Source organism: Anaerovibrio lipolyticus (assembly GCF_021531495.1).
Lineage (GTDB): Bacteria > Bacillota > Negativicutes > Selenomonadales > Selenomonadaceae > Anaerovibrio.
Map to the genome: position 1 here is coordinate 21,316 of NZ_JADYTY010000021.1, position 16,348 is coordinate 37,663.

A 16,348-nucleotide genomic window follows, 5' to 3' on the forward strand; every position below is an offset into this window, starting at 1 on the left:
TAAATGACCTTATTGGAGAAGCTGGGACGGGGAGATTGTCCCAATGTACAGGTACAGATTTTTGCTGCCATTTCCAATGATGTAGCAGATACCGCCTATCAAAGCATAAAGAAAACTGTGCACCGCCGTTTGGTAGCGGAAATGAGTCCCCAGGAGCAGATGGTTCTCTCGGCTGTTCATCAGGATGCAGCCCAGGTGGAGCAGGTTATTGGTAATTATGTGGAGAAGGTATTGGAGGAGAATCCTTTTGCTGTACCTGTTAGTGAAAGGTCCAAGATTGTTTCAGACCTAAAGGACGAAATGCTGGGACTGGGGCCAATTGAGGTTTTGCTGAAGGATCCAACCGTAACAGAGGTTATGGTAAACGGCCCAAAGAAGATTTTTGTGGAGCGCATGGGCCGTCTCCAGCTAACGGATATACAATTTCACGATGATAGTCACGTGATGAATATCATTGAGCGTATTTTGTCCCCTATTGGCAGACATATTGATGAATCTGTGCCTTTGGTAGATGCCCGCTTGGAGGACGGCTCCCGTGTTAATATTATTATTCCGCCTCTTTCTCTAGTGGGGCCATGTATTACTATTCGTAAATTTGCTACCAAGGCCTTGTCTGTAGATAATCTCATTACCTTTGGTACCTTGGATAGAAAAATGGCTGATTTTATCAAGGCTTGTATTCAGGCCAGAATCAATATATTGGTTTCTGGTGGTACTGGCTCAGGTAAAACCACTACCCTGAATGTCCTGTCCTCCTTTATTCCGGAGAATGAACGCATTGTTACCATTGAGGATGCGGCGGAGCTAAAGCTGCAGCAGGAGCACGTAGTTACCCTGGAGTCCCGCCCTGCCAATATTGAAGGCAACGGTGAAATCACCATTCGTGATTTGGTAAAGAATGCTCTGCGTATGCGTCCAGATAGAATTATCGTGGGCGAGGTTCGTGGCGGTGAGGCTCTGGATATGCTGCAGGCCATGAACACCGGTCATGATGGCTCACTGACTACCGCTCATGCCAACAATCCGCGAGATGCTTTGTCCCGACTGGAAACCATGGTGCTGATGGCTGGTTTTGAGATGCCTATCAGGGCCATTCGTGAGCAGGTATCCTCTGCCATAGAGCTGATTCTTCAGCAGAGCCGTCTTAAGGATGGCTCCCGCAAGATTACCTATATTACTGAGGTACAGCATATGGAGGGAGATGTGATTACTACTCAGGATTTGTTCCGCTTTGAGCAGACAGGCATGGATGAAAACGGCAAGCTGACAGGACATTTTGTGTCTACTGGTATGCAGCCTGGTTTTATGGATAAATTCCAGGTTAATGGTGTGTCCCTGCCAGATGATTTCTTTATGGCAGAAGAAGAGAAACGGGGTTATTGATCATGATGGTAGCATTGCTTTCCTTGGCAGCGGCAGGTATTTGCTTTGCCCTGTGCTATGCTTTGATTCAAGCCAAGATAAAGCCACAGCAGGAGCTAAGTCAGCGCCTTCGGTCCATTGAATTTCATGAGGAGGATGGCAAAGCCAGAACCCTGTCGTCACGAGCCACCCAAAGGGGCAGGGATGACAGAAAGACACCTAATTTTCATCAGCGGGTAATTATACCCTTTCAGGAAAGTCTGGGACGCTGGATAACTAATCTGGCCCCAGCCACTTGGTCCAAGGAGCTGGAGCACAAGCTGGTACTGGCTGGCAAAAGCAAGGTATGGTCTGTACAGGCCTATGCTGTTTTTTGGACTGTCATGGTGGGAGTAGGTATTCTGGTAGGCTTTAAGTATATTGCCGGTAAGGGGGATATGGCTTTTATTCAGTCCCTTATGGTTCTGGTGGTTTTTGCCGGTATATTCGGTATGCTGCCTTTGGTAATATTGAGAATCCTGATTCAGAAAAGACAGGAAATGATTCTTCATCAGCTGCCAGAGGTTTTGGATTTGCTTTGTGTCAGCGTGCAGGCAGGTTTGTCCTTTGATGCAGCCCTGCGAAGGATTGTGGATAAAATGCAGGGAGTGCTGATTGATGAGCTAAAGCGTATGCTGGAGGATATCCGTATGGGCTTGCAACGCAGGCAGGCCATGCGCATGTTGGCAGACCGCTGTGAGGTGCAGGAGCTGACTTTGTTTTGTACCTCCTTGATACAGGCCGAAAGACTTGGTACCAGTATTGGTAAAACCTTAACCAATCAGGCGGCTAATATGCGGGAAAGACACCGTATGCGCATTAAGGCTCAGGCCATGAAGGCTCCAGTCAAAATGATGTTTCCTCTGGTGCTGTTTATTTTCCCAGCCCTATTTGTTATAGTACTGCTGCCTTCCCTGATAAGCTTGATGCATAATTTTATCAAATAAAAAATGCCTGCTGTTTTTCCTGTATTGGATTGAACAGCAGGTTTTGGATTTTTAGGAAAGATGGTATGATGAAAAAGATTGCTTTAGAAATTAATGGTAAGGAATTAAAGGTATATATGGCAGATAGCTTTGCCACCAGATTCCGGGGATTGATGCTGCGGCCCAGGGATTTTCTGTCTATGGGGACAGGCTTGCTGATAGCTCCCTGTAACAGCATTCATATGATGTTTATGCGCTTCCCTATAGATGTGGTGTATATAGATAAAAATTATCAGGTATTGAAGCAGGTGCCAAATGTCCGTCCCTGGCTGGGCCTTAGCGCTTGCTGGCACAAAAACACCTGGGCAACTCTGGAATTGCCTGTAGGAAGCATCGAAGCATATGGGATTCATTCAGGGAGCGTTGGGACTATCAAATAATAATATAAAGCTCATCAACGCACAAAAGAAAGTACCCCGTTTTCGGTCATCACTCCGAAAGCGGGGTACTCTTGGTATTTATAATATTGTTTTCCCAGCAAGAATAATTTTTTGCACATTCAGTTCTTTGTCCAGCAGGACAATATCTGCTGTTTTGCCCACTGAGATACTGCCGCAGTGCTGGAAGATGCCTATGGATTTGGCGGGAGTCTCGGTGGCGCTTTCTACAGCCTGCTCCAAAGGAATATGCATATTCTGTACCACATTTTTCAGACATTTCATCAAATTGGTAACAGAGCCGGCAATGGTACCATCTGCCAGAGTAGCCCGAGGGCCTTCCACCTTTACAGCCTGTCCCCCAAGAGTATAATCTCCGTCCTCTAGGCCAGCCGCTCTCATGCTGTCACTAATGAGACAAATATGGTCGGTGCCATAGAGCTGGAACATGGCTCTTACCATCGCTGGATGAATATGCACACCATCACAAATCAGCTCTACAAAGGCACCGCTGTCAAAGGCAGCTCCCTGTACCCCGGGCCTGCGATGGTGGAAAGGATTCATGGCATTGTAGAGATGGGTTACATGATTGGCTCCCCGCTGAAATGCCTCCATAGCTATATCATAACCTGCTACAGTATGGGCCAGAGATACTATGACCTCATCCTTGACAGCCTCAATAAATTCCATAGCCCCTGGCTCCTCTGGGGCTATATCCACCAGCTTGATTTTCCCACCAGCTTCCCGATTTAGCTGGCGAAAGAGAGAAACAGAGCAAGGAATAACATTGCTTTCCTTTTGAGCACCCTTATTTTTTTTGCTAATAAAAGGCCCCTCCATATTGATACCGGCTAAATGAGCTGCTTTGTGAGAGGTTGGTTGATAGCTGCCAATATTTTGCATGATTTTGTGCAGTTCAGCCTCAGACATGGTCATAGTGGCTGGGCAAATAGTGGTTACACCTTGGGAAGCCTCATATTCTGCCATAATAGGTAGGCTATCTGGCTTTGCATCACAAAGGTCTGCGCCCATACAGCCATGAAAGTGTATATCCACTAGACCGGGAATCGCATAGCAGCCCTGGCCATCAATAATTTCCTCATTAAGAGTATTAGTATCCGAGAAATGCACAGCAGAAATTTTTTCTCCTTGAATCTCAATACACCCGGGCTGAAATACATGGTTTTCATGATAAATATTTACATTGGTAATCTTCATTTTTACACCTCCAATTTGAGTAATTTCAGTGATACTATAAAGCTACCATTAAATAAATCTCATTTTATAAGCAGGACAGAGCTTCCTCATCTGCTATAAGGGTAACATCGTTGTGAAGCTGGAGAATAGAAGCTGGCACCTGTGGTGTAACAGGGCCGAAGAATGCCTTCTGGATTATAGGAGCTTTTTTGATACCGTTGGCTATCAAAACGATTTTCTTGGCGTGCATAATGGTTTTGATACCCATGGTATAGGCTTGCTTGGGCACATCATCAGCACTGGCAAAGAACCGCTTGTTGGCTTCAATGGTGTCCTGAGTCAAATCCACGCAATGTACATCCTTTTCAAAGGATGTGCCAGGCTCGTTAAAGCCAATATGACCATTGTGACCAATGCCCAGAAGCTGCATATCAATGCCCCCTAGGCTCTGAATCAGCTCAGTATAGCGCTGAGTTTCTTTTTTGCTGTCCATTTCCATGCCATTAGGGAGATAGGTTTTATTAGGATTGATATTTACCCGGTCAAACAGGTGCTTATGCATGAAATAGTAATAGCTCTGGTCATTATCCTTGGGCAAGCCCTTGTATTCGTCAAGATTTACGGTAGTAACCTCGGAAAAATCCAAATCCCCTTTTTTGTACCATTCCACTAGCTGGTCATAAATTCCAATAGGAGAGGAGCCGGTGGCCAATCCCAAAGTGCAGTCTGGCTTCATAATAATCTGGGCTGACAAAATGTTGGCTGCCTTCCGGCTCATATCTTTGTAATCCTTGGCTTTGTAGATTCTCATATTATTCAAGCTCCCCTCTATAAAAATATTGTATCACTCATAGCTTAATCCCAGGAAATATCGGAAGGAGGAGAGGTTAGACCTACAGTGGCATTGGAGGAAGCAGTGCCGTTGCCACTGCTTCCTGTGCCTGCACTATCACTTAGGAATTTTTTATAAATGTAAGTACTTTTGCCTGTAATTTCCAAGCCTTTAGACAAGATGGAGCCATGGAAGGTAAGTCCCTGATCATTCATGTGTATATTGGCATAAGGGGCATAAATGGCCCCATAGAAGGTGGCATTGTTTGCTTCTATATTGATGGTGCCTGTGCCTGTATATACATATACGATAGGACGGCTGTCCGCAGGCATGTTATAGCCCTGCAAAGTCAATTTGTGCGTTCCGTAGCCCCAAGGACTTTTTGGCGGATCAACTACGACGAAAAGAGGATTGTTCTTGTTAGTGTCATTAGCAGGAATATAGTCGTTTATTTTAAATTCTGTATTGCCAGGTCCCCACTGAGGTGTATCGGTGGTTGGATTGTAGATATAATCTATGTCCTTGGACATAACCTGAGCTTTTATGTTGCCGATATTATTCTCGTTAGTCCATATCAGCTTGTTTTTTGCCAAGTCGGCTTTTGCATTACCGAGGATTTCGGCCAATTTATAATCAAGGCTGGTATTTAAATCCTGCTCCGGAGTAACGATCATCGTGTCATCGGGATGTGCATTTGAGTAATTGATGGCATCCTGCATAGAAGTAAAGGAACCATTCTGATAATGAGTCTTTGCATTGAGATTCAATAGTTCATGGCGGTAATTTTTTGTCATATCTGCATCCGCCCCCATGCCGACAATTCGACCTTGGTAGAATGAGGCATCTAAAATTTGGGAAATAGAAGGATTATCAGGATTTTGGCTGGCATTGATGGATCTGAATCCGCCGCTTCCATAGGAAAAAAGGTTATCGAATAGAGAACCGCCGCTGCTTCCACCCGTATAGGCTATCTGAGCAAAGCTTTCAGCAGTGACGTTAGTGGAATCTCCCACACCAAAAAAGCTGAGAAAATAAACTGGCACGGATTCACTTAGCTCAACTCGATAGTAAATAACCCCAGCTTTATCCACTCTGGCCTGACAAAGTCGGCCTATATTGTCAAAATTAGTTAGATTGCTTTTGGCAGATTCTTTTGACGCATTATCGGCCTTGGGGTGATAGTCAATGTTTTCTTTATTATCCCTAAAGGCGTAACCACCAGCAATGGCGGCTGCATCTGCCGCATTTTGCAGCCTTGATTTGTGCATGTACATATTGCCGAAATCTACAGTAAAGCCACAGGCGGCTATTAAAAGTGGCAGCAGCACTGCCGTAAATACCAAAATTTGTCCCTTTTGCCGGCACTTATTCCAATGTGTCAGGCATTTTCTCCATATACATGTCATGTAAAAAATCCCCCTTTTGACAGTTATTTTACCTTATTCCTGTTTTTTCAATTCTGCTATTTTTCTTTCGTGAGCCTTGACAGAGAAATTCAGTCTAGCTCGTTCTTCCTCAGAAACAGTATCATCCTTGGCTGTGGCGGTTAGATAATTCTGAATCCGTTCCTTGCGGGCCGAGAGGGCCTTGATTTCATCGGCCAGAGGCTTTGGCTCTCTCAGGGCTTCCCCATAGATGGTGTGGATATTGTCAATAATGTGCTGGGCATAGCCTCGTTCGGCAGAAGCCTTTTCCAGATAGCGGGCCACCCCATAGATAATCTCATAGGGATCTCTAGCCTCCTGAATCCATTCCAGCAAATCCATTTTGATGCTTTCCTGCACCCCATGAGGGGTTTGAATCAATTCCTGAACATTTTCCTCCTCCGACATTCCGTGTACTCGCTCCTTTCCATTATGTATACCCATATACATTATATCAGCAGTTGGTCAAGGAAACAAATTATGTTATAATTAGTCACAGTAACTCTTGATTTATCCACAGAAAACTGTGAGTTGTTCAGGATTAAGTCCAGAGTTATTCACTATTTTATGCACAATGGAGCATTTCCTGTGGATAAGTTATTCAGACTATCCACAGAAAATCCAAAATATATGTGCATTCTGGAGGAATATTTTATGGAAGAAAAGAAGGAATTGCAGCGGGGGCTAAAGAATCGTCATCTGCAAATGATGGCCTTGGGCAGTGCCATTGGTACAGGTCTGTTCTACGGTTCTGCCTCCACCATTTCCCTCACAGGGCCATCGGTTATGGTGGCCTATCTCATTGGCGGCATTGTAATTTATTTTATCATGCGGATGCTGGGGGAAATGGCTGTGGATGAGCCAGTATCTGGTTCTTTTAGCTATTATGCTACCAAATATTTAGGGCCATTCCCAGGGTTTCTCTCTGGCTGGAATTATTGGTACTGTTACATTATGGTAAGTATGGCGGAGCTAACGGCAGTAGGTATTTATATAAATTATTGGCTGCCTGATGTACCCCAATGGTTATCGGCTTTGATTTGCCTTTTGGCTATTACAGCCATTAATCTGGTTAATGTAAAGGCCTATGGCGAAATGGAATTTTGGATGGCTTTGATTAAGGTTGTGGCCATTCTCAGCATGATTATCCTAGGTGCTTATTTGATATTTTCTAATCCGGCAGGTTTTCCTGACAATATGAGCAATCTCTGGGCTCATGGGGGCTATCTGCCTAATGGTGTGTGGGGCTTGATGATGGCCTGCGTAGTGGTTATGTTTTCCTTTGGTGGTATTGAGCTTTTGGGTATTACAGCCGGAGAGGCAGAGGATCCGGATAAATCTATTCCTCAGGCTATCAATCAGGTTATTTGGCGTATTCTGATTTTCTATGTAGGCACTATGTTTATTCTAATGTGCCTGTGGCCTTGGAATCAGGTTGGCATGGAGGCCAGTCCTTTTGTGCAGATTTTTGATAATGTAGGTATTCCAGCGGCAGCTCATATTCTCAATCTGGTGGTGTTGTCTGCGGCTATTTCTGTGTATAATTCCGCTATTTACAGCAATTCCCGTATGCTTTATGGCCTGTCTGACAAGGGAGATGCACCAGCTATTCTCCACAGGCTTTCCCATCGGGGAGTTCCCGTTACCGGCACTCTGATTTCCTCTGGCATTACCTTTATTATTGTTATTATGAATTATCTGTTTCCTAGTCAGGTATTCATGTATCTTTTTGCGGTGGTAATTATTTCTGCGGTTATTAACTGGGTGTCCATTACTGTTACCCATATGAAATTCCGTCAGCATTGCATCAAAACAGGTCATCCTGTGCCACACTTTCATTCCTGGCTTTATCCTTGGATGAATTATTTCTGCCTGGCCTTTTTGGCAGGAGTAATCTTTATGATGACACAGATTCCAGATATGCAGATGGCTGTCTGGGCTTTGCCGGTATGGCTGTTGGTGCTGTATGCTGGCTATCGGTTCAAAAAGAGTTAAGAATGTATACATAAAGCTTAAAATAATGTTATAAGAAAGGGGATATTGTGGAAGGCTATGCTATGGCAAAATTTGGAGGTTTTCTGCAATAAAAGAAGAAATGGAGTCTATTTACAATCGTATTAAAAATGCCATGACTGCAGAGGGGACTATGCCGGAGGATTTTGTCCTGCGGCCTAAGATGCAGGATGGCAGACAGTTTGCTGATGGTGCTATTGATGGCACTATTCGCTATTATATGGGGCCTGCGGGCAATACAGATATTGAAATGCTTACCCAGGCTTTGAAGCTGGCTTCCGCAGATAAATTTGAGGATGCCGCCAATGCCTTGATTACTTATTTTGCTCAGGGAATTGTAATGCTGCCAGTTATGGACAAGGTGCAGGAGTGGATTTATCATCATCCCCAGGAGCTTTCGCCAGAGAATTTGGGACGGTTTGCCATGACCTTGTTGTTGCAAAGTCCAGATGCAGAATCTGTAAAATTTGCTCTGACTATTCTGGAGGTATTGGAGCAGGAGCCTAGTGAGGATTTGCAGGAACTGCTGTTAACTTTGGCAGCCTGTGAGGAACTGACCTTGTTCTGTCTCTTTGCTTTGGGAGGCTATGATAATGCCAATGATATTTATTTCCAGCTGGCTCAAAAGCTAAAGGGCTGGGGGAGAATCCATGCTATCAGCATGTTGAGGGCAACTAATGAGGCGATTCGCAGCTGGCTGCTGGCTGAGGGCTGGCAGAACAGTATTATGCCGGAGTATTCAGCTATTACCATTATCAAGCGTACTAAGCTGGCAGATTTGCTGCAGCAGGTAGAGGTTGGTCAGGATACCCAGCTAGTAAATCAGGCTGGCAATCTTATTGGTTATGCCTTGCAGGAGGAGCCAATTGCAGGCTTGTCCGGTTATAAGCGGGCTGGGGAATTACTGCAGGGTTATCTGTCTAAGGCAGAGCAGGTAGAGCTAAGTGAAGCCAATCGTCAGAAATTGCCAGAAATCAAGACCTTTATCGAAAACAGCCAGCTGGATAACAAATGGCAGTTAGTAGAGATGTGTAATAATATTTTGGGCTAAAGAAATATATAGAAAGGCAAAGAAAGTTGTTAGAGTAGTGTTCTTTTTGTCAACAAGTACTTGCAAATAACACGATTGAAAGGTATAATTATTATAAAGAAAGTGCTACCGATAGACGGTTAGCCCATATATCTGTTCAGATTTAACCGCACAGTTTGGGACCTGGGGCGGTTATTTCTGTTTACGGGCATCTTTGCCCATCATGTAGCCTAGGCCAAAAATGGTTGCGGTGTAACCAAGTACACCTAGCAAATCCAAAATAGACATGGCATCACGCCCTCCTATATTTATTCCAGCAAGCTGGTTTCTATATAATCGGAGGGTAACAGTCCCTCCGGAGAGGGCCAACCGCCTACCGTTATGGTAGCACCACTTTCATTATAACATAATTGTCTCGTAAATGTCTTGTATACCTTGGCCTCTTTGTAGAAAATCCGCAGAAGTTCACATTATGTGAATTTCTGCGGATTTTTGTGTTAAAGTATTTTTATGTGTTGTTGTATTTAGTAAATAAATTTAATTTTTGTTGGAATACTTCACATCGGCTTCCTTACACACTTCATCAAGAGAAAAAGTTTCTGTTGATTCTAGATTAATATCTTTTAGTCTTTCAGATGCCATAGCTAAAAGCTCAGCATTTTCCAATCGTTCTATAAGTTTGCTATAATCATCAGGGGAAAGCAATACACATTCTGGAGCATTATTTTTCATAACCACGGTAAGACCGGAAGTCTTGACGTCAGAAAATATTTTTCCTGCTTTGCCACGGTTGAAATCACTAATCGGTACAGTATGATTTAATGGGGTAATAGCTATCATAATACTCACATCCTTTCAAAAATATTATAACAAAACACAATATAAATAACAATAAATATGTCGATGCTATACTCCGAAGAGCAGGACGACGCCGCCCATAGTGCTCATGCCTACAATGCAGAATTTTAGCACTGGGCGGGGGGCTAGATGGGTTAGCTTGGCCCCCAGATAGGCTCCAACAAACTGTCCCACCAGGGTTTGCAGGAAAATAGCCAAGTCCAGCTGGCCCTGGAGAATATATCCCAGCCCTCCAGCTACAGAAATGGGCAATATTACCATCATACAGGTGCCAATGGCTTGTATCAAAGGCACCCCGAAGATAATCAGCAGGGTAAGCTGAATAAAGGCGGCGGCACCAATGCCAAAGGCACCAGAGATAAAGCCGTTAACCGTACCAGCCAAAAGACCATAGAGATACAGCTTTTTGCCATCTAATAAATGGTCGGGAAAATGGAAGCGGGCATTGAGCCAATCGGAGTGATAAACCTTCAAATAAAGTAAAACCGCTGACAAAAGCATAATATAGCTGGTCATATACCGCACCAGCTCAGCATCCAGCATCATGGAAACATTGGCTCCGGCAAAGGAGCCTACAACGCCACCGATACCCAGAACAGCACCGGTTTTGACCACTACCTCTCCTTCTTTGAAGTGGCTATAAGCCCCAGAAAGACAGGTAAAAATCATAGCGGTCAGAGCTACAGCCAAAGCCTCATGCATAGGCACATGGAAGCCTACCACCAGCATGGCAATGGTTACACCGGCGCCACCGGCACCAACAAAGCCGATTACAGCTCCTAAAAGCAGCATGGCAAGAAAAAGCATGAAATCATATCCTTTCTATACAGTAAACGTACTCCCGCCTATAGAGCCGGGAACTTCCTGCTTAAATCCTTCCAGAGTCAAATTCTCCAGAAGCTGTTGCTAACTGAACTAAATAGTAGTAACAAGCCCTGCTATTATAGCACAAAAAACAACTTCATAGTGTATACAATTTCTTTTCATAACATTTTTGCTTTCTTGACAGTTAGAGAGCCAAAGGATATAATACTAATGCGGTGTAATTGTACAACTGCGAATAGATTCTCTAGTAATTACATATATGCTGATATAGCACAGTCGGTAGTGCATCGGATTCGTAACCCGAAGGTCGCCAGTTCGATTCTGGCTATCAGCTCCATAAAAAATAACAGGCTGTCCCGTTGGGGACAGCCTGTTTTGCATTTAGCGGCTTTGGTTCATATTATCCAGCAATACCTGTTTCAGTTGGTTCTCAATGGTGGCCAGCTCCTGCTGGGCATTCTGCCGGGCAATTCTGCCCTCCTGCTGGATTTTCAGGGTTTCGGTCAGGGTAGTTACCAAATCCTCATTAACCTTTTTTACGGTTTCCATATCAACAATACTGCGGTTGTTTTCCTTGGCTGTTTCAATGGTATTCAGCTTTAGCATTTCCGCATTTTTTCTTAACAGCTCATTGGTGGTATCAGAAACAGCCTGTTGCATTTTCAGTACATTCTGCTGTCGGCTAAGGCCCAGGGCAATGACAATCTGATTTTTCCAAAGGGGAATAGCATTGTAAATAGCTCCCTGCACCCTTTCCACCAGAATCTTGTCGTTATTCTGAATCAGTCGCAATTGAGGAGCAGTTTGAATAGCAATGGTTTTGCTGATTTTCAAATCGTGGATTTTCTTTTCAAACCTGTCCACATTGTTTTCAAAATCACTGACTACCTGGGCTGCCATGGGATCGGTAGAGTTAGCTGCATCCATGCGCAGTTTAGGGAGAACCTGATTCCGCATTTCTGTCAGCTTTTCCTCACCAGCCTGAATATAAAGCTGCAGCTCCTTGAAATAAGCCAGATTTTTTTGATAAAGATTGTCAAAGAGGACAATATCCTTCATCATGTTAGTCTTGGCCTTTTCCAGCTCAGACTGGATTTTGGCTACCTTGGTAGAAAGCTTTTCATAGGAGCTAAGCATATTTTCTCCCTTGTTCACCAGAGAACCAATGAGAGGGATTTTTTTCACAAAGCTATCATTTTGGCTTTCGGAAAAATCGTTGATTTTTCCCGAAAGGTCTGTAAGGAGTTCCCCTACCTGACCGCTGTCCTTGGTGCGAACCTGACTAAGAAGGCTATCGGAAAAGGCTGCCATATCCTTTTGGGCTGTAGAGCCAAATTGCAGAGCATAGCCGGAATCCATCAAATTGATTTTTTCTTTGATTTCCTCTACCTGCTGGCGTTGGGCGGGGGTAAGGGCTTCGGTCTGGGCTGTAACCTGCTGAATCTCCTGTTGTTGATTTATAAGGACTGGCTGGGCAGCAGTTTCGGTTTTTTTTGCCTGCAGCAAATCTTCAAGACTAATATCTGGCATAAATTTCATCCTTTCTATTTTTGAAAACGACCTCTAGGACGGACATGACAGCCCTGTTTTTTGCCACAAGCATCAAAAGGGCGGTCTATACGAAAATCAAGGCTATCAGAGTCGGCAGGTTCTTCTCTGGGAATATCTGCTGGTTGGGAACTATGGGGAGCTTTGTTGGAAATTCCTGCATCAGACATAATCTGCCTGGCCACCTGCAGCTCAGATTCCATTTCCATAATCTTGTCCGAAACCATGCGGCTAAACTGAGCCTCATAGGCTTCATCAAAGGATTCCAGCGTGATTTTGGTTTTGGCTTTGAGCTGGTTAATCTCTGGGGTGTTCAGATTCATTTCCTCAAATTCCAGAAATTGCTGGGAAAGACTCAAGGCTCTATCCTGATAATAATTAATAAACTGATCTGCCAAGGCCACCTTTTCGGGATGATATTTCATATAATTCAGCATTTTGAAGGCAATAGCCTGCATTTTTTCCAGCTGTCCAATCAGCTCCTTGTCGGAAAGCTGGCGGATAATTTCATTTAGGTGATTGTAATCGGCTACAGCCTTTTCGTAGCTTTCCTGGGCAAAATCGCTGACTGTATTTCCCTCACTGGTTTCAGACAAGGTGGCAGGTTTTACGGAAGGTAGAGCCTTGGCCTTTGCCTGCCTCTCCTGCCATTTGGGAAACCAAAGCTTGCGGCTGCCAAATATGCAAAGCACCAGACCTATTAATCCCATTATGATGGCAGGCAGAAATTTTCCTGCGAATAAACCGCCTACAAAGCCTATGCATAAAACAAATCCTGTGGTAAACAAGAAAAAATCTAAAGCTGCTGAGCAAATATCTCGAAATACTTTTTTTATAAAATCCCACATAAAAATCCTCGATTCTTTTACCATATATCTTTTATGTATATTTTAATCTCTCTTATTAAGTAAAGCAAACTTTATGCATAATTTTTCACGAATATATTTAGGTATATTATTATTGACATATGTCATAAAAGGTGCTATATTGGCATTGATAACAATTTTCAATCAGTATTTTTACGAGGTAGTCTATGCAAAAGGAAAAATATCTTATTACCGGCATGACCTGCTCTGCCTGCTCCGCCAGAGTGCAAAGAGCGGTAGACAAGCTGCCGGGGGTACATGAGGCAGTGGTTAATCTTCTAACTAATAGTATGCAGATAGCCTATGATGAAAAACAGCTTTCTTCTACAGATATTATCCAAGGGGTGGAAAAAGCCGGCTATGGAGCAGCTCTCTCGGGCACAGCTGGTCAGGGGGAGCAGAAAAGTTCTCCTACAGCCTCAGAGGGGGAAAATGTACTGGATAAGGAAGCGGCCAGCATGAAGCGGCGGCTTATCTGGTCCATAGTATGCCTGCTTCCTCTTATGTATATAGCCATGCACCATATGCTGTGGGAATGGTTTGGACTGCCAGTGGCTGCCTCCTTTAAGGCGGTATTTCATGGACCAGAAAATGCCATAACCTTTGCTTTTGCCCAATTCCTGCTAGCCTGTCCTATTTTACTTCTGAATCGCAAGTATTTTATTAACGGCTTTCGGAATCTTTGGCAGGGTGCCCCCAATATGGATAGCTTGGTGGGCATGGGGGCGGCAGCCTCGGTGATTTTTGGCATATTTGCCATTTTTCGCATGAGCTGGGGACTGGGCCACAGCGATATGGCCTTGGTGGAGGAATACAGCCAAAACCTTTATTTTGAATCTGCTGGTATGATTGTCACCTTGATTACGGTGGGTAAATATCTGGAGGCTAGAGCCAAAAACAGTACCGGTGAGGCGCTGAGAAAGCTGATGCAGCTAATGCCGGCCAAGGTCTTGGTTATCCGGCAGGGGCAGGAGCTGGAAATTCCCGTAGAGGAGCTGGTGGTAGGAGAAGAAATTGTGGTGAAGCCAGGGGGAACTATTGCCGCAGATGGTGTGGTAATTTCTGGCAGTACCACGGTAGATGAAGCTGCCATTACGGGAGAAAGTATCCCTGTGGTGAAAAATCCCGGGGATAAAGTGGTTTCTGCTACCCTGAATCAGAATGGCTATATTCATTTCCGGGCGGAAAGAGTAGGCAGTGAATCAACCATTAGCCAGATTATTCAGCTGGTAGATGAGGCTAGCAGCTCCAAGGCTCCTATTGCCAAAATTGCTGACAAGGTGGCTGGTGTGTTTGTGCCAACAGTTATAGCCATTGCTATTCTGGCAGGAGGGATTTGGCTGGCTATGGGGGCAACGGTGGAATTTGCCTTTTCCATTGCTATTTCCATTCTGGTAATTTCCTGTCCCTGCGCCTTGGGGCTGGCTACACCGGTAGCTATTATGGTAGGTACTGGCAAGGGAGCTCAGCGGGGAATTTTGATTAAATCCGGTGAGGCCTTGGAGCAGGCCCATCATATAGATACAGTAGTATTGGACAAAACCGGCACGATTACAGAGGGAAAGCCTCAGATGGTGGATATTATTCCTTTGACTGTAGACAAAGAGGAGCTTTTGGCCATGACTATGGCTTTGGAAAAAGCCAGTCAGCATCCTTTGGCCCAGGCAATTATTGACTATGGCAAAAAGACAAATGTACCTATCTACGAAGCTGTTGATTTTGTCAGTGAAAATGGTCGAGGAATTTCCGGTCTAGTACAGGGACAAAAAGTATATGTAGGAAATGCTGCTTATATGGAGATTTTGGGGATAGCTATAGATGAGCAGCAGTCTGCTTTAACAAGGCTTTCCCAGCAGGGAAAAACTGTCTTGCTGGTGGCAGGAGAAAACCAGCTTTTAGGTATGCTGGCAGTAGCTGATAAAGAAAAGTCCTCTAGTCTGGCGGCAGTTCAAGCTATGCAGACTATGGGGCTGGATGTTATTATGTTGACAGGAGATAATCAGCAAACAGCTCAGGCTGTGGCAGATAGGGTAGGTATTGACCATGTATTTGCTCAGATATTGCCCCAGGATAAGGAAAAAATAGTTCACAAGCTGCAGCAGCAGGGGAAAAAGGTAGCTATGGTAGGAGATGGCATTAATGATGCTCCCGCCTTGGCCAGAGCTGATGTGGGGATAGCCATTGGAGCAGGTACGGATATAGCCTTGGAAAGTGCCGATGTGGTGCTGGTAGGTAATGATCTTTTGGCTGTGGTGGACACCATCAAGCTAAGCGGTGGGGTAATTCGCAATATCAAGGAGAATCTTTTCTGGGCCTTTATCTATAATATTATCGGTATCCCTCTGGCGGCGGGACTGCTTTACCCTGGCTTTGGCCTGAAGCTGTCCCCTATGATTGGCGCAGCGGCCATGAGTATGAGCAGTGTCTGCGTGGTGCTGAATGCCCTTAGACTAAAGGGATTTCGGTTTCAACACGGTAATTCTGTCCCTCAGAGCAGGGATTGGAAGGAAATAGAAGCAAATGAAAATTCATTAAATGCAGGAAAGGATGAAGTGAAAATGAAAACAGAATTGAAAATTGAAGGTATGATGTGTCAGCATTGCCAGAAGCATGTTAATGATGCTCTAAGCAAAATGGAGGGAGTAGTTTCTGTAGATGTGAATCTGGAGGCCAAAACTGCCACTGTAGAGGCTGATCGTGAAATTTCCCGTGAGGTATTTAAAAAGGTAATTGAAGAAGCTGGCTATGAATTAGTGTAATTACGGTTTTTCTTTGGAGCTTTAAGGACCTGCAAACAGCGGTTAAATTTGTTGTTTGCAGGTTTTTTAAATTTTTTTCAAAAAAGTGTTGACAAAGTTCTTAGAAAAATGTATTATAGTCCTTGTCAGTCACGCAGAGCACTGACAAACACAGTAAATATGCGGAAATAGCTCAGTTGGTAGAGCATCACCTTGCCAAGGTGGGGGTCGCGAGTTCGAGTCTCGTTTTCCG

At 44.3% G+C, this 16,348-nt stretch carries 14 protein-coding genes and 1 tRNA gene; 7 read left to right on the plus strand and 8 right to left on the minus strand.

Annotation, left to right across the window (positions count from 1 at the left end):
- Positions 1–3 precede the first annotated feature (3 nt).
- The 3 genes from I6E26_RS07960 to I6E26_RS07970 all read left to right on the plus strand — a co-directional run bounded on the left by I6E26_RS07960 (position 4) and on the right by I6E26_RS07970 (position 2,767).
- Positions 4–1,383, plus strand: a complete 1,380-nt coding sequence (locus tag I6E26_RS07960; protein WP_235321320.1) for a CpaF family protein — start codon at positions 4–6, stop codon at positions 1,381–1,383.
- 2 nt (positions 1,384–1,385) lie between these two features.
- On the plus strand, positions 1,386–2,348 hold the full coding sequence (locus tag I6E26_RS07965; protein ID WP_235321321.1) for a type II secretion system F family protein: 963 nt from the start codon (positions 1,386–1,388) through the stop codon (positions 2,346–2,348).
- Between the two features lie 65 nt (positions 2,349–2,413).
- Positions 2,414–2,767 (plus strand): DUF192 domain-containing protein, encoded by a 354-nt coding sequence (locus I6E26_RS07970; RefSeq protein WP_235321322.1) that lies wholly within the window; start codon positions 2,414–2,416, stop codon positions 2,765–2,767.
- Positions 2,768–2,845: 78 nt separating this feature from the next.
- Here I6E26_RS07970 and nagA read toward each other — a convergent pair whose 3' ends face one another.
- The 4 genes from nagA to I6E26_RS07990 form a co-directional block, all read right to left on the minus strand.
- Positions 2,846–3,982 (minus strand): N-acetylglucosamine-6-phosphate deacetylase, encoded by a 1,137-nt coding sequence (gene nagA, locus I6E26_RS07975; RefSeq protein WP_235321323.1) that lies wholly within the window; start codon positions 3,980–3,982, stop codon positions 2,846–2,848.
- Between the two features lie 64 nt (positions 3,983–4,046).
- Complete coding sequence (gene nagB / locus I6E26_RS07980; RefSeq protein ID WP_235321324.1) at positions 4,047–4,772, minus strand: glucosamine-6-phosphate deaminase; 726 nt, start codon at positions 4,770–4,772, stop codon at positions 4,047–4,049.
- 44 nt (positions 4,773–4,816) lie between these two features.
- Positions 4,817–6,199: a Tad domain-containing protein gene (locus tag I6E26_RS07985; protein WP_235321325.1), complete on the minus strand. Its 1,383-nt coding sequence runs from the start codon at positions 6,197–6,199 to the stop codon at positions 4,817–4,819.
- 33 nt (positions 6,200–6,232) lie between these two features.
- Positions 6,233–6,625 (minus strand): hypothetical protein, encoded by a 393-nt coding sequence (locus tag I6E26_RS07990; RefSeq protein ID WP_235321326.1) that lies wholly within the window; start codon positions 6,623–6,625, stop codon positions 6,233–6,235.
- A gap of 246 nt (positions 6,626–6,871) precedes the next feature.
- On the opposite strand from I6E26_RS07990, the gene I6E26_RS07995 reads away from it, so the two are divergent.
- Positions 6,872–8,212, plus strand: coding sequence for an amino acid permease (locus I6E26_RS07995; RefSeq protein WP_235321327.1), 1,341 nt, complete (start codon positions 6,872–6,874; stop codon positions 8,210–8,212).
- 100 nt (positions 8,213–8,312) lie between these two features.
- Positions 8,313–9,281 (plus strand): hypothetical protein, encoded by a 969-nt coding sequence (locus I6E26_RS08000; protein ID WP_235321328.1) that lies wholly within the window; start codon positions 8,313–8,315, stop codon positions 9,279–9,281.
- Between the two features lie 516 nt (positions 9,282–9,797).
- Here I6E26_RS08000 and I6E26_RS08005 read toward each other — a convergent pair.
- On the minus strand, positions 9,798–10,100 hold the full coding sequence (locus tag I6E26_RS08005) for a type II toxin-antitoxin system Phd/YefM family antitoxin (RefSeq protein ID WP_235321329.1): 303 nt from the start codon (positions 10,098–10,100) through the stop codon (positions 9,798–9,800).
- A gap of 66 nt (positions 10,101–10,166) precedes the next feature.
- Positions 10,167–10,925 (minus strand): sulfite exporter TauE/SafE family protein, encoded by a 759-nt coding sequence (locus I6E26_RS08010; RefSeq protein ID WP_235321330.1) that lies wholly within the window; start codon positions 10,923–10,925, stop codon positions 10,167–10,169.
- A gap of 279 nt (positions 10,926–11,204) precedes the next feature.
- On the opposite strand from I6E26_RS08010, the gene I6E26_RS08015 reads away from it, so the two are divergent.
- A tRNA-Thr gene (locus tag I6E26_RS08015) sits at positions 11,205–11,280 on the plus strand.
- A gap of 44 nt (positions 11,281–11,324) precedes the next feature.
- On the opposite strand, the gene I6E26_RS08020 is transcribed toward I6E26_RS08015, so the two are convergent.
- Both I6E26_RS08020 and I6E26_RS08025 read right to left on the minus strand, forming a co-directional pair.
- Positions 11,325–12,473, minus strand: a complete 1,149-nt coding sequence (locus I6E26_RS08020) for a toxic anion resistance protein (protein ID WP_235321331.1) — start codon at positions 12,471–12,473, stop codon at positions 11,325–11,327.
- A 14-nt stretch (positions 12,474–12,487) separates the two neighbouring features.
- Positions 12,488–13,363, minus strand: a complete 876-nt coding sequence (locus tag I6E26_RS08025; RefSeq protein WP_328228052.1) for a 5-bromo-4-chloroindolyl phosphate hydrolysis family protein — start codon at positions 13,361–13,363, stop codon at positions 12,488–12,490.
- A gap of 161 nt (positions 13,364–13,524) precedes the next feature.
- On the opposite strand from I6E26_RS08025, the gene I6E26_RS08030 reads away from it, so the two are divergent.
- Positions 13,525–16,116 carry a heavy metal translocating P-type ATPase gene (locus I6E26_RS08030; RefSeq protein WP_235321333.1) on the plus strand — a complete coding sequence of 864 codons (2,592 nt, stop codon included), beginning with the start codon at positions 13,525–13,527 and terminating at the stop codon, positions 16,114–16,116.
- Positions 16,117–16,348 lie beyond the last annotated feature (232 nt).

Coding starts and splice junctions, on each gene's coding strand:
- nagA (WP_235321323.1), bottom strand. CDS start 3,982: ATGAAGATTACCAATGTAAATATTTATCATGAAAACCATGTATTTCAG.
- I6E26_RS08020 (WP_235321331.1), bottom strand. CDS start 12,473: ATGCCAGATATTAGTCTTGAAGATTTGCTGCAGGCAAAAAAAACCGAA.
- I6E26_RS08025 (WP_328228052.1), bottom strand. CDS start 13,363: ATGGTAAAAGAATCGAGGATTTTTATGTGGGATTTTATAAAAAAAGTA.
- I6E26_RS07960 (WP_235321320.1), top strand. CDS start 4: ATGACCTTATTGGAGAAGCTGGGACGGGGAGATTGTCCCAATGTACAG.
- I6E26_RS07970 (WP_235321322.1), top strand. CDS start 2,414: ATGATGAAAAAGATTGCTTTAGAAATTAATGGTAAGGAATTAAAGGTA.
- I6E26_RS07995 (WP_235321327.1), top strand. CDS start 6,872: ATGGAAGAAAAGAAGGAATTGCAGCGGGGGCTAAAGAATCGTCATCTG.
- I6E26_RS08005 (WP_235321329.1), bottom strand. CDS start 10,100: ATGATAGCTATTACCCCATTAAATCATACTGTACCGATTAGTGATTTC.
- I6E26_RS08030 (WP_235321333.1), top strand. CDS start 13,525: ATGCAAAAGGAAAAATATCTTATTACCGGCATGACCTGCTCTGCCTGC.
- I6E26_RS08000 (WP_235321328.1), top strand. CDS start 8,313: ATGGAGTCTATTTACAATCGTATTAAAAATGCCATGACTGCAGAGGGG.
- I6E26_RS07990 (WP_235321326.1), bottom strand. CDS start 6,625: ATGTCGGAGGAGGAAAATGTTCAGGAATTGATTCAAACCCCTCATGGG.
- nagB (WP_235321324.1), bottom strand. CDS start 4,772: ATGAGAATCTACAAAGCCAAGGATTACAAAGATATGAGCCGGAAGGCA.
- I6E26_RS07965 (WP_235321321.1), top strand. CDS start 1,386: ATGATGGTAGCATTGCTTTCCTTGGCAGCGGCAGGTATTTGCTTTGCC.
- I6E26_RS07985 (WP_235321325.1), bottom strand. CDS start 6,199: ATGACATGTATATGGAGAAAATGCCTGACACATTGGAATAAGTGCCGG.
- I6E26_RS08010 (WP_235321330.1), bottom strand. CDS start 10,925: ATGCTTTTTCTTGCCATGCTGCTTTTAGGAGCTGTAATCGGCTTTGTT.